Raw genomic sequence first — 14,707 nt, 5'->3', positions numbered from 1 at the left:
TCAAAGCTTCCAGAGCCGCAGGCCCCGGACGCGGTAGACGGGCCAGATCACGTGCCACGGCTTGCGGCGGGCGAAGGTCGCGGCGCACGTCAGGATGTTGCGGGCGGACGTCGTCGTGACCTCGTGGCGGTCCGGCCAGACCTCGCCCTTGGCGCCGACGGCGATGCGGAACACGGTCAGCAGGCCGCGGCCCTGGAGGTCGTACTTCGCGCCGGTGTCGCCCGAGTGGGGGGCCAGTTCGGCGATCTCGGCGCCGAACGCGCGGGCGGCCTGCGGCGCGACCTCGGCGGGAACGACGCCGACACTGCGGGTGATCGCCTTGCCGTGCAGGCGCCGCGCGTACCGGTGCAGCAGCGAGCGCTCCCACCACGGCAGCAGCCGCTGGTGGGCCAGCAGCGCGGCGCACTCGCCGTGCCCGATCGCGAAGATGCTCGTCAGCTCGTCGTAGGCGCCGTTCGTCGCCGGCTCGTTGAGGTGCAGCCGGACCTCGAACCGGGTGCGGGCGGTCAGTTCGTCGAGCCGCTCGCGGTGATCGAGCCGCGCTTTCGCGCGGGAGAGGGACCAGTCGGACATCGGACCTCCAGGCGTCGCGCACAGGGTATGCGGCGCGCGACGCCCGGAACAGGAGTTTCAGCCGATCTTCTCGCCGTACATCTCGCCGAGCGGGTCGGAGATCAGCTCGACGCGGGCACCGTCCGGATCGGACAGGTAGATGGAGGTCTCGCTCTCCAGCAGGTACTGCACGCCGGCTTCGTCGAGCTTGTCCTTGATCACGCTCCACCGTTCGGGCGTGACGGAGAGGGCCAGGTGGTGCAGTCCACCGAGGACCTCCGCGTAGGGGCCGAGGTCCAGACCGGGCAGGTCGAAGAAGGCGACGGCGTTGCCGTTGCCGACGTCGAAGAAGAAGTGGCTGGAGCCGGGGTAGTCGCGGTTCTCGATCAGCTCGGTGAGCGGGAAGCCGAGGATGTCCTGGTAGAACTCGATGGTCCGCTCGACGTCGCTGGAGATCAGCGCGGTGTGGTGGATGCCGCGCCCGTTCGTCGCCGGGCGGTCGGCGGCCGGGCGCAGGTGGCGCTCGCGCAGCTGGTCGCGGATCTCGGCGAGCTTGGTGACCTCGGCCTGGGTCGGTGCCATGTCCCTCACGTCCCTTCTTGCTGGTGCCTCGAACGGTACGCTTAATTTATCTTGCGCGCAAGAGGTTGACTGGCGAGAGGTCCGCTGGGCGGAACGTCGAGGCTTGTGTGCGAGGTGCACGCACGGCAGAGTCGCGGAGGTGGACGTCAGCAACGTGCAGGAGGCCGCCGCCGCTTTGACGCGGGCCTACGCGACGCACGAACCGATCGAGCCGCTGATCAAGACCTACCCGGAAGCCGGGGTCGAAGACGCGTACCGGATTCAGCAGGAGCAGGTGCGGCAGTGGGTCGAGGGCGGCGACGCCGTCCGCGGGCACAAGGTCGGGCTCGCCTCCGCCGCGATGCAGCGGCAGATGGGCGTCGACCAGCCCGACTACGGGCACCTGACCGGCAGCATGTTCCACCTCGAGCACCAGCCGATCCCGACGGCGGCGTTCCTGCAGCCGCGGATCGAGCCGGAGATCGCGTTCGTGCTCGGCTCGGCGTTGCGCGGCCCCGGCGTCACGGTCGCCGACGCGGTCCAGGCGGTCGACTTCGTACTGCCGTCGCTGGAGATCGTCGACTCGCGGATCCGGGACTGGAAGATCTCGCTGTTCGACACGATCGCCGACAACGCGTCGTCCGGCGGCGTGGTGCTGGGCAGCAGCCCGACGGCGCTGGGTTCGGTGGATCTGCGGCTGGCCGGCTGCGTGCTCTACCAGAACGGCTCGGTGGCGGCGACTGGCGCGGGCGGCGCGGTGCTCGGCTCGCCGCTCAACTCGCTGGTGTGGCTGGCGAACACGGTCGGCCCGCTGGGCGTCACCCTGGAACCCGGGCACGTCGTGCTGCCGGGATCGATGACCCGGGCGATCCCGGTGTCGCCGGGCGACACGATCGTCGCGACCATCGCCGGCCTCGGCAGCGTCACCGCGGTCTTCGCTCCTGCTTCGGAGGAATCATGAACGTGCGCGAGGCGGCCGCCGCGCTGTTGGGGACGGTTTCGGAGCGGGCTCCGCTCTCGGAAGACTGGCCCGGGTTGGACGTCGACACGGCGTACGCGATCCAGGACGAGGCCCTGCGGCTGCGACGGGCCCGCGGCGAGACGCTGATCGGGCTCAAGCTGGGCCTGACGTCCCGGGCCAAGCAGCAGCGAATGGGCATCGACTCGCCGCTGCTGGCCTGGCTGACGGACGCGATGGTCCTGCCGGCGGGCGCGCCGCTGCCGCACGACTCGCTGATCCACCCGCGGGCCGAGCCGGAGCTGGTCTTCGTGCTGGGCCGCGCTTTGGCGGGTCCGGGGGTCACCGCGGCGACCGCGCTGGCCGCCGTCGACCGCGTGTACGGCGGCATGGAGGTCATCGACAGCCGGTACGCCGACTACCGCTTCACGCTCCCGGACGCCGTCGCGGACAACGGCTCGTCGGCGTACTTCGGCGTCGGCCCGGTGGGGCTGCCGCCGTCGGCGTTGGACTTGTCCCTGGAAGCGGCGCTGCTGGAGGTCGACGGCCAGATCGTCGACACGGCCACCGGCGCGGCGGTCCAGGGCCACCCGGCGGAAGCGCTGGCCCTGGCGGCGAACGCCCTGGGCGCGCGGGGCCTGGCGTTGGAGCCGGGCTGGCTGGTCCTGACCGGCGGCATGACGGACGCGGTCCCGGTCCGCCGCGGCTCCCGCGTCGCGGCCCACTTCTCCCACCTGGGCTCGATCACCCTCTCCACCTGACCGGTGATGCCCCTCCAATCACGCGAGATGCCCTTCCAATCACGCGAGTTACGCGCCCAATCACGCGAGTTACGTGCTCAATCACGCGAGGTCGGCGTTTCCGCCCGGTCCGCGATGCGCGTGATGCCCCTGATCACCCGCGGCCAGACCGCGCGGGGCAGGTCGTGACCCATGCCCGGGACGATGTCCAGGTCCGCGCCGGGGATCGCGCGGGCCGTCGCGCGGCCGCCGGAGACGTGGACCAGGGGGTCGCGGGCGCCGTGCACCACCAGGGCCGGCACCCGCACCCGGCGCAGCCGGGGCCCGCGGTCGCGGTCGGCCATGACCGCCGCGAGCTGGCGCGCCGTGCCGCCCGGGTCGACGCCGCGGTCGAACGTGCGCTCGGCGCGGTCACGCATGCGCGCCTCGTCGAAGGGGTAGCCCGGCGAGCCGATCAGCCGGAACGTCCGCACGAGCATCTCGACGTAGGCCGCCCGGTCGCGCGGCGGGGTGCCGAGCAGCAGCGACATCGCCCGGCCGCTCGGCCGTCCGACGAGCCGCCCGCCGGTGCTGGACATGATCGACGTCAGCGAAAGCACCCGCGCGGGATTCCGGATGGCGAGGGTCTGCGCGATCATCCCGCCCATCGACGCCCCCACGACGTGCGCGGCCGGGATGCCCAGCACGTCGAGCAGGCCCGCCGCGTCGGCGGCCATGTCCGCGAGCGAGTACGGCGCGCGACGCAGCAGGTACGCCTGCGCGAGGTTGGCCCGGCCGTGCATCCGGCTCGACCGTCCCGCGTCCCGGTTGTCGAACCGGATGACGCGAAAGCCCTGTGCGGCAAGGTTTTCGCAGAACTCTTCGTCCCACCAGATCATCGGCGCGCCGAGGCCCATGACGAGCAGCAGCGGCCGGCCGCCCGCGTCGCCGAACGTCTCGTGACAGAGTTCGACTCCGTTGACTTGCGCCAGTTGTTCCGCCATCAGGCCTCCTGGGTGCGCGCGGCGCGGGGCGCCGGGACCGCCGTGCCGCTGCGGTACGCGCGCGCCTGGATTTCGTACAGCTCGTGGTACAGGCCGCCCTCGCGGATCAGCTCGTCGTGGGTGCCCTGCTCGATCAGCCTTCCCTTCTCCAGTACCAGGATCCGGTCCGCCGAGCGGATGTTGGCCAGCCGGTGGGTCACCAGGACCGTTGTGCGGCGGCCGTCGTGGGATGCGCTCGCGTGCTGGAGACCCGCGAACACCCGGGCCTCCGCGCGGGCGTCCAGCGCCGCCGTCGGTTCGTCGGCCACCAGGATCGAGGCGTCGCGGTAGATGCCGCGGGCGATGCCCATGCGCTGCCACTGGCCGCCGGACAGGTCGTGGCCCTCGTCGAACTTCTTCGACAGCACCGTGTTCTCCTTGGCGGGCAACGACTCGATCACCTCGTCCGCGCCCGAGTAGCCCACCGCCTCACGCCACGCCCGGCCGTCCGGGTCGGCACGGCCGAGGCGGCCTACCGTGATGTTGTTCGCCGCTGTCATCGGCCACTCCGCCGGTTCCTGCGCGATCACCGCGATGTTCGCGTGCACCGATGCCGGGTCGGCGTGCGCGAGGTCGACGTCGTCCCAGCGCACCACGCCTTCGTCCGGCGGGTAGAGCCCGGTCAGCAGCTTGCCGAGGGTGGTCTTGCCCGAGCCGTTCTCGCCGACGAGCGCGACCACCTCGCCGCGCCGGATCGTCAGCGAGACGTCCTTCAGCGCCGGGCTTTCCCGGCCCGGATAGGTGAACGTGACGCCCTCCAGCCGGATCTCGGCCGGGTCGGCGGGCGCGGACAGCGCGGCCGGCGGCGGCTGCAGCTTGACCGACTCCGCCAGCAGCTCGTTGTAGAACCCGATGTAGAACGAGTCCTCGTACAGCGAGTTGACCGCGCGCATGGTGTTGGACAGCGCCGTCGACGCCGTGCGCATCGCCAGCACCGCCGTGCCGGCCAGCGCCAGCTCCATCCCGCCGGAGTAGAGCAGCCAGCCCAGCACCAGGTACGCGACGGCGGTGCCGAACCCGGCCGCCGCCCGGCCGGTGGTGCGCACCAGGTTGCTGCGGTGCGCGAGCCGGACCTCCTCCCGCGTCAGGCTGCGCGAGATGCGCCGGTACTCGCCGAGCAGCGGCTCCTGCAGCGTCAGCGCGTGCCGTTCGAGGGCCATCGACCGCCAGGTGGCGACCTCCTCGACGACCGACTTGCGGATGTTGCGCCCGACCGTGTCGAGGAAGTGGCGGTAGTTCAGCTTCGCGACGCGGGCGGCGGCCCAGCCGTCGGCCGCCGCGGCGAGCAGCAGCACCGGGGCCAGCCACGGGTTGAGCAGGCCCGCGGTGAGCATCGCCGCCGCGAGCGAGATCGCCGACGACGTCAGGTCGGCCACCCGGCGCAGGCTCGTCTCGATCGCCCGGACGCCGAACCGCGCGCCCTGCCTGGCCAGCTCCCGGAAGTCCGCGTCCTCGAACGCGATCAGCCCGACGCGCACGACCGACGCGGTCACCGCGTCGTCGGCCGCCGCCGTGACGCGCGGCCGCAGCGCTCCCTCGACGGCCGCGACGGCGGCGTCCAGCAACGCCCGCGCCGCGTACGAACCCATGACGACCGCGATCGCCGGCAGCGACTGCAGCACCCGTTCCGGGGTGGCGCCCTGTTCGAGCAGCGCGGTGAAGACGTTCGCGGTGGCGAGCAGCCCGAACGCCGTGACGCAGCCCGAGACGACGTGCACCACGCCCGCCAGCAGTGTCAACCGCGGCGACGTCCGCCAGGCCAGCCGCAGCACGACGGCGATCGCCGCCGGCAACGCGCGCACGGCCTGACCGAACCCGGCGTCGGCCACGCGTTCGTCGACGCGCGCCCACTCGGGCATCTTGAGGTTCTCGACCCCGATCAGCGGGGGCGATTCCGTGGTGTCCTGGGGTGTTCCGGCGGATCCGCGCACACCTGCAGTTGTACTCCGGGGGTCCGACAATTCCGGGCGATCGCGTCCTCGTGCCGGAGAAAGGAGCTCGCTACTTGTCTTCCCGCGTGTACCGCGCACGCAGGAACGGGCTGAATTCGCGGTCCTCGCCCAGCTTGACGTCGATTTCGTGCGTCAGGGTGTCGCCGTCCGGGGTGAGCCGGTGCCGGGCCACTCCGCGAGGGGTCTGCTTGTCCAGGACGAGGGTGGCGCCGTCCCAGCCGCCGCGGGCGGGCGACTCGGGCGGGAAGCCGTAGCTGTCGAAGCCGTACCAGAGCGTTTCGCCGGTCTGCGGGTCGACGGTGAAAATGTTGTGCCCCAGGAACTCCGAGCCGTCTTCGCGGTGCTGGCGATACTGCTGGACCAGAGCGAAACCGTTGAGCGCCACGCGGTATTCGCAGTCGGCGCGCGCCGTCGAAGCCGGCGCCCACGGCGAAGCGGCGAGATCTTCGGTGCCGGTCCAGTCGCCGGCGAAGGCCTTGAGGGCGTCGTGCGCGGGCCCGAGAGTGGGCATGTCCATGGTCGTCTCCATTTCGACAGGTACCTGTCGATGTGCGAGACTAGCACGCATGCGGTCCCTTCGAGCCGAAACTTTCACCCGGGTGATCGACGCGGTCTTCGCGTGCAACGGCGGCTTCCTGGCCGCAGGAGACGCGCTGACGGAGCCGGTCGGGCTGACGGCGGCGCAGTGGCAGGTCCTCGGCTTCCTCGAGGACGGCCCGGCGACCGCGGCGGAGGTGGCGCGCCGCCGCGGGCTGCGCCGGCAGAGCGTGCAGGAGACGGTGAACCGCTTGCTGCGCAACGGAATGCTCGACCGCCTGCCGAATCCGGCCGACGCGCGGGCGCCGCTGTTGTCGGTGACCCGGCGGGCGAAGGAGGCGCTGCGCGAGCTGGGGGTGGCGCAGGTCGAATGGGCGGAGGACGTGGCGGAATCGGTGTCCCAGGAAGATCTGGAGACGACGCTGCGCACGTTGCGGCGGCTGCGGGAGGCCGCGGCCCAGCCGAGGTTGCCCTGAGGATGCGGATCAGTTCGCCGCGCCGGGGCCGGGGAGCGGGTCGATGTCGCGGGCGTGCATCGGCTCGCCGCAGTGGGTGCAGCGCAGGTCGACGGTGGTGATCTCACCGCACGCGTGGTGCCGGTAGAGCACCGGCGGGCCGGCCTCGCCGGCGAGCCACTTGTCGCCCCAGCGGGTCATGACCATGAGCATGTCGACGAGTTCGGTGCCCTTTTCGGTCAGGACGTACTCGTAGCGCGGCCGCCGGTCGTACGGCCGCCGCTCGACGATGCCCTGCTCGACCAGGTGGTTGAGGCGCTCGGTGAGGACCTTGCGCGAGATGCCGAGGTCGTCCTGGATCTGCTCGAACCGGCTGATCCCGACCCACACGTCCCGCAGGATCAGCGGCGACCAGGGCTCGCCGATGACGTCGAGCGTGCGCGCGATCGAGCACGCGGCCAGTTCGCTGAAGTTCGTCCGCTGCATGCAGGCCACTTTAGCACTTGGGGTTCCCTTAAGGAACTTCAACTGCTACGGTTCTGGAGTCTCCTCAAGGAACTCCGAAAGGATCGCGGCGATGAGCAAGGTCTTCAGCGCCCACGCGGTGTCGGTGGACGGGTACATCACCGGCCGCGGCGCCGGCCCCGGGCGCGGCCTCGGCGACGGCGGAACGCTGTTCGACTGGTACACCGACGGCGACACGCAGAGCCGGGTGTTCGGCTTCTTCAAGCTCAGCGAACCGAGCGCCCGCGTCTTCGACAGCCTCGCCGGCCGCGTCGGCGCGATCGTGGCGGGCCGCAACACCTACGAGGACTCGGACCACTTCGGCGGCGGCAGCCCGCACCCCAACGCCCCGCTCTTCCTCGTCAGCCACCGGCCGGCGCCCGAGCTGACCTCGCGACAGGCCCTGTTCGGCGACGTCGGGGAAGCCATCTGGGCCGCGAAGGAGGCGGCCGGAGGCAAGGATGTGGGCCTCATGGGCGGCGGTGTCCTGAGCGCGGCGCTCGCGGCGGGGCTCGTCGACGAGTTCGTCCTCCACCAGGTGCCGGTCCTGCTCGGCGGAGGGCGGTCGTTCTTCCAGGAGCTGCCCTCGCACGTGCGGCTGCGGCTCGTCGAAGCCGTCGCCGCACCCGGCGTCACCCACCTCCACTACGCAGTCGACTGAACAGCGGTCACCTGAGCAGCGGTCACCTCAACTCGAAGGAGAACACCATGATCGACGCCGACATCCGCCGCATCCTCGAAACCACCGTGGTCGCCCACCTCGCCACCGTCCTGCCCGACGGCGCCCCGCACTCGATCCCGCTCTGGGTCGACCCCGAAGGCGACCACATCGCGATCATGACCGGCCCGGATTCCCGCAAGGCCCGCAACCTGCGCCGCGACCCGCGGGTGGCGCTCTCCCTGACCCCGGCGGACAACCCGTTCGAGCCGGTGATCATCCGCGGCCGGGTGGTCGAGTGGATCGAGGGCGACGCCGCGTGGGAGATCGTCGACCGGATCGCGACGAAGTACATCGGACAGCCCTACTCGCGCGACCAGCTGCGCGTCGTCGGCCTGATCGAGGTCGACCGGCAGAGCATCGGCATGGGCTGACGTCAGTCCGGTTTGATGCCCAGCAGCGTCAGGAACGTGCGGAACCCGGCCGGCATGTCGACCCACTCCGGGTCGAGGAGCCACTGCAGCTGCAAGCCGTCCAGGACCGCGATCGCGACCGGCGCCAGCTGTTCCGGCGTCGCCCCCGGGGGAAGCTCGTCGCGGTGGCGTTCGAGCATCTGGGTCATGCCCGCCCGCACGCGCTCGTAGCGGTCGCGGAAGTACTCGCGCGCCGGGTGGTCCTCCGTGACGCTGTCCGCCGACAGCACCGTGTACGTCTGGACGATCCCCGGCCGGGTCGCGTTGTAGTCGACCAGTTCGGCCAGCTGGTTGACCGTCATCGCCGACTCGTCGCCCGGCGGGGCGTGCCCGAAGTGCAGCAGGTCCCACTCGTCGCGGGTTTCCAGCACCGCCGTCAGCAGGTCCTCCTTCGTGGGGAAGTAGTGCATCAGGCCCTGCTGGGTCAGCCCGACGCGGTCGGCCACCGCCGCCAGTGAAGTGCCGCGATAGCCGCGTTCGGCGATCACTTCGAACGCCGCTCGGACGATGCTCGCTCGGCGGTCGGCGCCCCTGGCCCGGGTCATGATCCCGAGCCTACGGGACAAGCCGTCACGGAACCATAACGTTCACTACCCATCGCCAGGTAGAGTACGTCTCCATGAGCTTCGACGTCGATGCCCTGCTGGCCGAGCTCGACCTGGACGCCAAGGCGAGCCTGCTCGCCGGCCAGGACGTCTGGAGCCTGCCCGCGCTCCCGCGGATCGGCCTGGGCTCCCTGGTGCTCTCGGACGGCCCGGTCGGCGTCCGCGGGGTGCGGTGGAGCCCGGACGACCCCTCGGTGACGCTCCCCAGCCCGACGGCCCTCGCCGCGAGCTGGGACCCGCGCCTGGCCGTGCGCGCCGGCCGGCTGCTCGCGCAGGAGGCCCGCCGCAAGGGGGTGCACGTCCTGCTCGCCCCGACCGTCAACCTCCAGCGCTCGCCCCTGGGCGGCCGCCACTTCGAGTGCTACTCGGAAGATCCCCTCCTCACCGGGATGATCGGCGCCGGCTACGTCACCGGCGTGCAGGACGGCGGGGTCGCCGTCACGGTCAAGCACTTCGTCGCCAACGACTTCGAGACCGAACGCTTCACCGCCGACGTCCACGTCGGCGAACGCGCGCTGCGCGAGCTCTACCTGGCGCCGTTCGAACTCATCGTCCGGCGGGCCAAGCCGTGGGGGATCATGGCCGCCTACAACAGCGTCAACGGCACCACGATGACCCAGCACGCCGAACTGCTCAACGGCGTGCTGCGCGACGAATGGGGCTTCGACGGCTTCGTCGTCTCCGACTGGCTGGCCGCGCGCGACACCGTCGCCTCCGCCAACGGCGGCCTCGACGTCGCGATGCCCGGCCCCCGCACGGTTTTCGGGGAACAGCTCGCGGAAGCCGTGCGCGGTGGCGAAGTCGACGAAGACGTCGTCGACGAGATGGTGCGCCGCGTGCTCCTGCTGGCCCACCGGACCGGCGCGCTCGGCGGCAGCCCCGCCGGAATGCAGTCCACTGTGGACGGCGACGCGATCGCGCGCGAGGTCGCGCGCCGGTCGTTCGTGCTGCTCAGCAACGAAACCGGTGTTCTCCCGCTCGAGCAGCCGCAGAGCATCGCCCTGATCGGCGCGCTGGCCGAGGACCCCAAGATCCTCGGCGGTGGCAGCGCCACCGTGTTCCCCGAGCACGTCGTCTCCCCTCTGGACGGCCTCCGGAAGGCCGTTCCCCCAGGCACCGACCTGGCGTTCGCCATCGGTGCCGATCCGCGAACGACGCTACCTCCGGCCACCGACAATTTCCGGCTCCGCGCGACCGCCAAGGCGGCCGACGGCACCCGATTGGCTGAATTTCCGCTCAGGGAAGCGAAAATAAACTGGATCGGCGAGCTCCCGAAGGGACTCGACATCGCCACGCTCGCGTCGGTCGAGATCGAGGGCACCTACCTGCCGGAGCGGAGCGGCACGCACACCTTCGCCGTCACCGGCCCCGGCGACCTCCGCCTCGACGTCGCCGGCCAGACCCTCTTCGACGGCGTCAACCTACCCGAAGGCGGCGACGTCTTCACGTCGATCATGCAGGTGATCGAGCAGCGCCGGGAGGTCGAGCTGACGGCGGGCGAGCTCGTCGACGTCAGCCTGACGTACTGGATCCCGTCGGAGATGGCGGAGTTCGCCCGCGGCACCTTCGCCTGGGTCACCTTCGCGCTCGGCCACCGCGGCCCGGTCCTCGACCCGGACGCCGCCCTCGACGAAGCCGTTGCCCTGGCGGGGAAGTCGGACGTCGCGGTCGTCGTGGTCGGCACCACCGCCGAGGTCGAGAGCGAAGGCTTCGACCGTTCTTCCCTGGCCCTGCCCGGAAGGCAGGACGAACTCGTCACCCGGGTCGCGGCGGTCAACCCGAACACCGTGGTCGTCGTCAATGCCGGCTCCCCGGTCGAACTGCCGTGGCGGGACGACGTCGCCGCGGTGCTGCTCACCTGGTTCCCCGGCCAGGCCGGCGGCGACGCGCTCGCCGACGTCCTTTTCGGCCGCGAAGAGCCCGGCGGCCGGTTGCCGACGACCTGGCCGGCGCGGCTCGAGGACGCGCCGGTCACCGACGTGACGCCGGAAGAAGGCGTCCTCGAGTACGGCGAAGGCGTGTACATCGGTTACAGCGCCTGGGCGCGCGCAGACGCACAACCCGCGTACTGGTTCGGTCACGGCCTGGGCTACACGACCTGGGTGTACGAGGAACTCGACGTCTACCCGGACGACGAAGGCGGCGCGCGCGTCCGGGTCCGCGTACGCAATTCGGGGACGCGCAAGGGCCGCGAAGTCGTCCAGCTCTACCTGGCCCCGACCGAGCGCGGTGACCGGCCGCCCCGCTGGCTCGTGGGCTTCGCGAGCGTCGAAGCGGGACCCGGCGAGGCGGTCGAGACCGACATCGTCGTCACGCCGAGGTCCGCCGAAGTCTGGCGCGACGGCTGGCGGCACATCGCCGGCGAGTACGTCCTGGAGGCTTCGCACTCCTACGCGCAGCCGCGGTTGAGCACGCGCGTCGTCCTCCAGAAAATCCGTTGACGGCCGCAGCGGGAAGCCGCTAACTTCGGCCGCGCACCCCGCAACGAGCGAAAGGGAGGTGGGTCCGATGATCACGCAATCGATCACGCGCTCCCACCTCGCCTCGAGGGTGCCGGGTTTCTGACCGGGAGCGCGTACTCCCGGAAGGACTTCCATGACCGATCTGGTCGTGCGCCCGCTCGAAGCGGGCGAAGAAACACTGTTCACCTCCCTGCCCGACCGCGGTCTCGTCGGCCGCAAGCTGTTCGGCCGCGACTTCGCCGAGATGGTCGCGAAGGGCGAGTACCGGCCCGGGTGGGTCTGGGTGGCGCTGCGCGATGACGTCGTCGTGGCGCGGGCCGCGTGGTGGGGCAGTGCCAAGGACGAGAAACCGATCGCACTCGACTGGTTCGACTTCACCGACTTCGACGCGGGCGTCGCACTGCTGAAAAGGGTGGCGCTGCGCGCGGAGTACGCCCTGGACACGCCGCCCGGCTGGCAGGACGACCCGGACGTCGCGCACGAGGTCACCGTGCGCGTCGAGGCGGCCGAGAAGGCGGGTTACCGCAAGCTCGTCGAGCGCTACCGGTTCTGCTGGACGCCGGAAAACGGCCTGCCGGAGCGACCCGGCAGGCTCGTGTTCCGGCCCGAGCCAGACGACGACGTGATCCTCGACGTCTTCAAGCGGGTGCACGTCGGCAGCCTCGACGCGCACGTGCGGAAGACGGTCGAAGAGCACGGGCTCGACGCGGCCGCGCGCGAGGACCTCGACATCATGCTGTGGATGCCGGCGCCGCGGGACTGGTGGCGCCTGGCGTACACGCCCGAGGGTGAGCTCGTCGGGCTCACGCTGCCGAGCCGCAACGCCTACGACCCGGTGGTCGGCTATGTCGCCGTCGTGCCGGAGCAGCGCGGTCACGGCTACGCGTACGACCTGCTGGTCGAGGCCACGCACGACCTCGTCGGGTACGGCGCGGAGAAGATCGTCGCGGGCACCGACGTCGGCAACATCCCGATGGCCAAGGCGTTCGCCAAGGCGGGCTACCCGGTGACGCACCACCGCATCGACCTGGTGTGACCGGAGCTTTCACGTGAAAGTGCCGCTCGGCACTTTCACGTGAAAGCGAGGCGCGGTACTCTCGCTAGAGCGATCTATCAAATCGGCGACAGGGGGCCCGGGATGGACGTTCTGCGGGAGAAAGGCTTGACGCCGCTCCGCGTGATCCTCGGGTTTTCGCTGCTCAGCACGACGATCCACTACGCGCACAACGCCATTCGCGTCGCCGACTACCCGCAGCTGCCGGGTGTTCCGGCGACGGTGGCGGGGATCGTCGTCGCCTTCGGCTGGGTGCTGTTCACGACGTTCGGCTGGCTCGGTTACCGCGCGTACCGGGAGGGCCGGTACCCCCGGGCGCTGGCGCTCCTGCTGGTCTACTCGCTGGCCGGGATGATCACGCTCGGCCACTTCCTGACCGGGGTGCCGCGGATCCCCGGGTTCTTCTTCGCGACGATCTTCACGGATGCCGCAGCGGGGCTCGCACTCTGGGTTTTCCTCACCTGGGCCTGGGCAACACTCAACCGGGTGACCTCGCGAGATCAAGTTTCTACACAACATTGACGTCCGTCGGAACTATGTAGACACTCGGACGAGTGACCACCACCACACCGGTGACCTTCGACCGCCGTCCGGACGAGTACCGCCACTGGCGCCTCCAGCTCGACGGGGAGGTGGCGTGGCTGGAAATGGACGTCGACGAGCAGGGCGGGCTCGTCCCGGGCTACGAGCTCAAGCTCAACTCCTACGACCTCGGCGTCGACATCGAGCTGTACGACGCCACCCAGCGGCTGCGGTTCGAGCACCCCGAGGTCCGCGTGGTGGTGGTGACCAGCGCGAAGGACAAGGTCTTCTGCGCGGGCGCGAACATCCGGATGCTCGCCGCGTCCGAGCACCACTGGAAGGTGAACTTCTGCAAGTTCACCAACGAGACCCGCAACGGCATGGAGGACGCCACCGCGCACTCCGGCCAGACCTACGTCGCCGCGGTGAACGGCACCTGCGCCGGCGGCGGCTACGAGATCGCGCTGGCCTGCGAAAAGATCCTGCTGATCGACGACAACTCCTCGACCGTCGCGCTGCCCGAGGTGCCGCTGCTGGGCGTGCTGCCGGGTACCGGTGGCCTGACCCGGGTCGTCGACAAGCGGCGGGTGCGCAAGGACCTCGCCGACGTCTTCGCGACGCGCCCCGACGGCGTCAAGGGCAAGACCGCGGTCGACTGGCGGCTGGTCGACGAACTGGTGCCGCGACAAGGCTTCCGCGAGGCCGTGGCGAAGCGGGCCCGGGAGATCGCGCGCGAGTCCGACCGGACCGGCGAGGGCGGCATCGAGCTGACCCCGCTCGAACATCGCTATGTCGACACGGAAGTGACCAAGGACCAGGTCACCATCACCGTCAAGGGACCCGAGAACGATCCCGGTGACCTGCACGAAGAGGGCGCGAACGGCTGGTTCCTCGCGATGACCCGCGAGCTGGACGACGCGATCCTGCGCCTGCGCACCAACGAGGTCGAAGCCGGTACGTGGATCCTGAAGACCCGGGGCGACCCGGAGAAGGTGCTCGCGCACGAGCAGGCCGTGTTCGGCGCGAAGGACTGGCTGGGCAACGAGATCACGCAGTACTTCAAGCGCACGCTCAAGCGGCTCGACGTCACCAGCCGCACGCTGATCGCGCTGATCGAGCCCGGCAGCTGCTTCGCCGGGTCGCTGCTGGAACTCGCGCTCGCCGCCGACCGCCAGTACCTCCTCGACGGCCCGCCGATCGACGACGAAGAGTCCGGCGAACGCGCGACGATCAGGTTGTCCGAAGCCAACTTCGGCCCCTTCCCGATGGGCAACGGCCTGACGCGCCTGCAGACCCGCTTCTACGGTGACGACGACCACCTCGCGTGGCTCGCGCGCGAAAAGAACCACGAGCTGAGCGCGGCCGAAGCCGTCGAACTCGGCCTGGTCACCGACGCCCCGGACGACCTCGACTGGGAGGACGAGATCCGGATCGCCTTGGAGGGCCGGGCGTCGCTGTCCCCGGACGCGCTGACCGGTATGGAGGCCAACCACCGGTTCGTCGGTCCCGAGACCATCGAGACCAAGATCTTCGGCCGGCTGGCGGCTTGGCAGAACTGGATTTTCACCCGGCCGAACGCATCCGGGCCCGAAGGCGCGCTGCGCCGATACGGTACGGGGCAGAAGGCCGTCTTCGACAGGAAGCGGGTCTAG

The 14,707-nt window shown here is 70.7% G+C and carries 16 protein-coding genes; 9 read left to right on the top strand and 7 right to left on the bottom strand.

Annotated elements, in window-relative coordinates:
- Both AB0M83_RS14600 and AB0M83_RS14595 read right to left on the bottom strand, forming a co-directional pair.
- Positions 1-573, bottom strand: a complete 573-nt coding sequence (locus AB0M83_RS14600; RefSeq protein WP_364517049.1) for a hypothetical protein — start codon at positions 571-573, stop codon at positions 1-3.
- Positions 574-630: 57 nt separating this feature from the next.
- Entirely contained in the window at positions 631-1,134 is a 504-nt protein-coding gene (locus AB0M83_RS14595; protein WP_364517047.1) for a VOC family protein, read from the bottom strand.
- 139 nt (positions 1,135-1,273) lie between these two features.
- On the opposite strand from AB0M83_RS14595, the gene AB0M83_RS14590 reads away from it, so the two are divergent.
- Both AB0M83_RS14590 and AB0M83_RS14585 read left to right on the top strand, forming a co-directional pair.
- A complete protein-coding gene (locus AB0M83_RS14590; protein ID WP_364517045.1) occupies positions 1,274-2,074 on the top strand; it encodes a 2-keto-4-pentenoate hydratase in 801 nt (266 codons plus the stop codon).
- Complete coding sequence (locus AB0M83_RS14585) at positions 2,071-2,832, top strand: fumarylacetoacetate hydrolase family protein (RefSeq protein ID WP_364517043.1); 762 nt, start codon at positions 2,071-2,073, stop codon at positions 2,830-2,832. Before AB0M83_RS14590 ends, AB0M83_RS14585 begins: the two co-directional genes overlap by 4 nt.
- A gap of 77 nt (positions 2,833-2,909) precedes the next feature.
- Here the strand turns inward: AB0M83_RS14585 and AB0M83_RS14580 are convergent, their stop codons facing one another.
- From AB0M83_RS14580 to AB0M83_RS14570, 3 genes are all read right to left on the bottom strand, one after another.
- On the bottom strand, positions 2,910-3,794 hold the full coding sequence (locus AB0M83_RS14580; RefSeq protein ID WP_364517041.1) for an alpha/beta hydrolase: 885 nt from the start codon (positions 3,792-3,794) through the stop codon (positions 2,910-2,912).
- The gene (locus AB0M83_RS14575; RefSeq protein ID WP_364517218.1) at positions 3,794-5,692 is read right to left on the bottom strand and encodes an ABC transporter ATP-binding protein; all 1,899 of its coding nucleotides are present in this window, start codon (positions 5,690-5,692) and stop codon (positions 3,794-3,796) included. The genes AB0M83_RS14580 and AB0M83_RS14575 overlap by 1 nt, the downstream gene beginning before the upstream one ends.
- 142 nt (positions 5,693-5,834) lie before the next feature.
- The gene (locus AB0M83_RS14570) at positions 5,835-6,302 is read right to left on the bottom strand and encodes a DUF1579 family protein (RefSeq protein ID WP_364517039.1); all 468 of its coding nucleotides are present in this window, start codon (positions 6,300-6,302) and stop codon (positions 5,835-5,837) included.
- 49 nt (positions 6,303-6,351) lie between these two features.
- Here AB0M83_RS14570 and AB0M83_RS14565 point away from each other — a divergent pair, with 49 nt between their 5' ends.
- Positions 6,352-6,798, top strand: coding sequence for a helix-turn-helix domain-containing protein (locus tag AB0M83_RS14565; protein WP_364517037.1), 447 nt, complete (start codon positions 6,352-6,354; stop codon positions 6,796-6,798).
- 9 nt (positions 6,799-6,807) lie between these two features.
- Here the strand turns inward: AB0M83_RS14565 and AB0M83_RS14560 are convergent, their stop codons facing one another.
- Complete coding sequence (locus tag AB0M83_RS14560) at positions 6,808-7,263, bottom strand: helix-turn-helix domain-containing protein (RefSeq protein WP_364517035.1); 456 nt, start codon at positions 7,261-7,263, stop codon at positions 6,808-6,810.
- 91 nt (positions 7,264-7,354) lie between these two features.
- Here AB0M83_RS14560 and AB0M83_RS14555 point away from each other — a divergent pair, with 91 nt between their 5' ends.
- Both AB0M83_RS14555 and AB0M83_RS14550 read left to right on the top strand, forming a co-directional pair.
- Complete coding sequence (locus AB0M83_RS14555; protein ID WP_364517033.1) at positions 7,355-7,942, top strand: dihydrofolate reductase family protein; 588 nt, start codon at positions 7,355-7,357, stop codon at positions 7,940-7,942.
- 47 nt (positions 7,943-7,989) lie between these two features.
- Positions 7,990-8,373 (top strand): TIGR03618 family F420-dependent PPOX class oxidoreductase, encoded by a 384-nt coding sequence (locus AB0M83_RS14550; protein ID WP_364517031.1) that lies wholly within the window; start codon positions 7,990-7,992, stop codon positions 8,371-8,373.
- Between the two features lie 2 nt (positions 8,374-8,375).
- On the opposite strand, the gene AB0M83_RS14545 is transcribed toward AB0M83_RS14550, so the two are convergent.
- Positions 8,376-8,957, bottom strand: coding sequence for a TetR/AcrR family transcriptional regulator (locus AB0M83_RS14545; protein ID WP_364517029.1), 582 nt, complete (start codon positions 8,955-8,957; stop codon positions 8,376-8,378).
- Between the two features lie 74 nt (positions 8,958-9,031).
- Here AB0M83_RS14545 and AB0M83_RS14540 point away from each other — a divergent pair, with 74 nt between their 5' ends.
- The 4 genes from AB0M83_RS14540 to boxC all read left to right on the top strand — a co-directional run bounded on the left by AB0M83_RS14540 (position 9,032) and on the right by boxC (position 14,707).
- Positions 9,032-11,458, top strand: a complete 2,427-nt coding sequence (locus AB0M83_RS14540) for a glycoside hydrolase family 3 C-terminal domain-containing protein (RefSeq protein WP_364517027.1) — start codon at positions 9,032-9,034, stop codon at positions 11,456-11,458.
- 154 nt (positions 11,459-11,612) lie between these two features.
- Entirely contained in the window at positions 11,613-12,515 is a 903-nt protein-coding gene (locus AB0M83_RS14535; RefSeq protein WP_364517025.1) for a GNAT family N-acetyltransferase, read from the top strand.
- Positions 12,516-12,617: 102 nt separating this feature from the next.
- Positions 12,618-13,055 carry a hypothetical protein gene (locus AB0M83_RS14530; protein ID WP_364517023.1) on the top strand — a complete coding sequence of 146 codons (438 nt, stop codon included), beginning with the start codon at positions 12,618-12,620 and terminating at the stop codon, positions 13,053-13,055.
- A 32-nt stretch (positions 13,056-13,087) separates the two neighbouring features.
- Complete coding sequence (gene boxC, locus AB0M83_RS14525) at positions 13,088-14,707, top strand: 2,3-epoxybenzoyl-CoA dihydrolase (RefSeq protein WP_364517021.1); 1,620 nt, start codon at positions 13,088-13,090, stop codon at positions 14,705-14,707.

Source organism: Amycolatopsis sp. NPDC051106, from assembly GCF_040682775.1.
GTDB lineage: Bacteria > Actinomycetota > Actinomycetes > Mycobacteriales > Pseudonocardiaceae > Amycolatopsis.
This window is presented reverse-complemented; position numbering and strand designations above follow the sequence as displayed.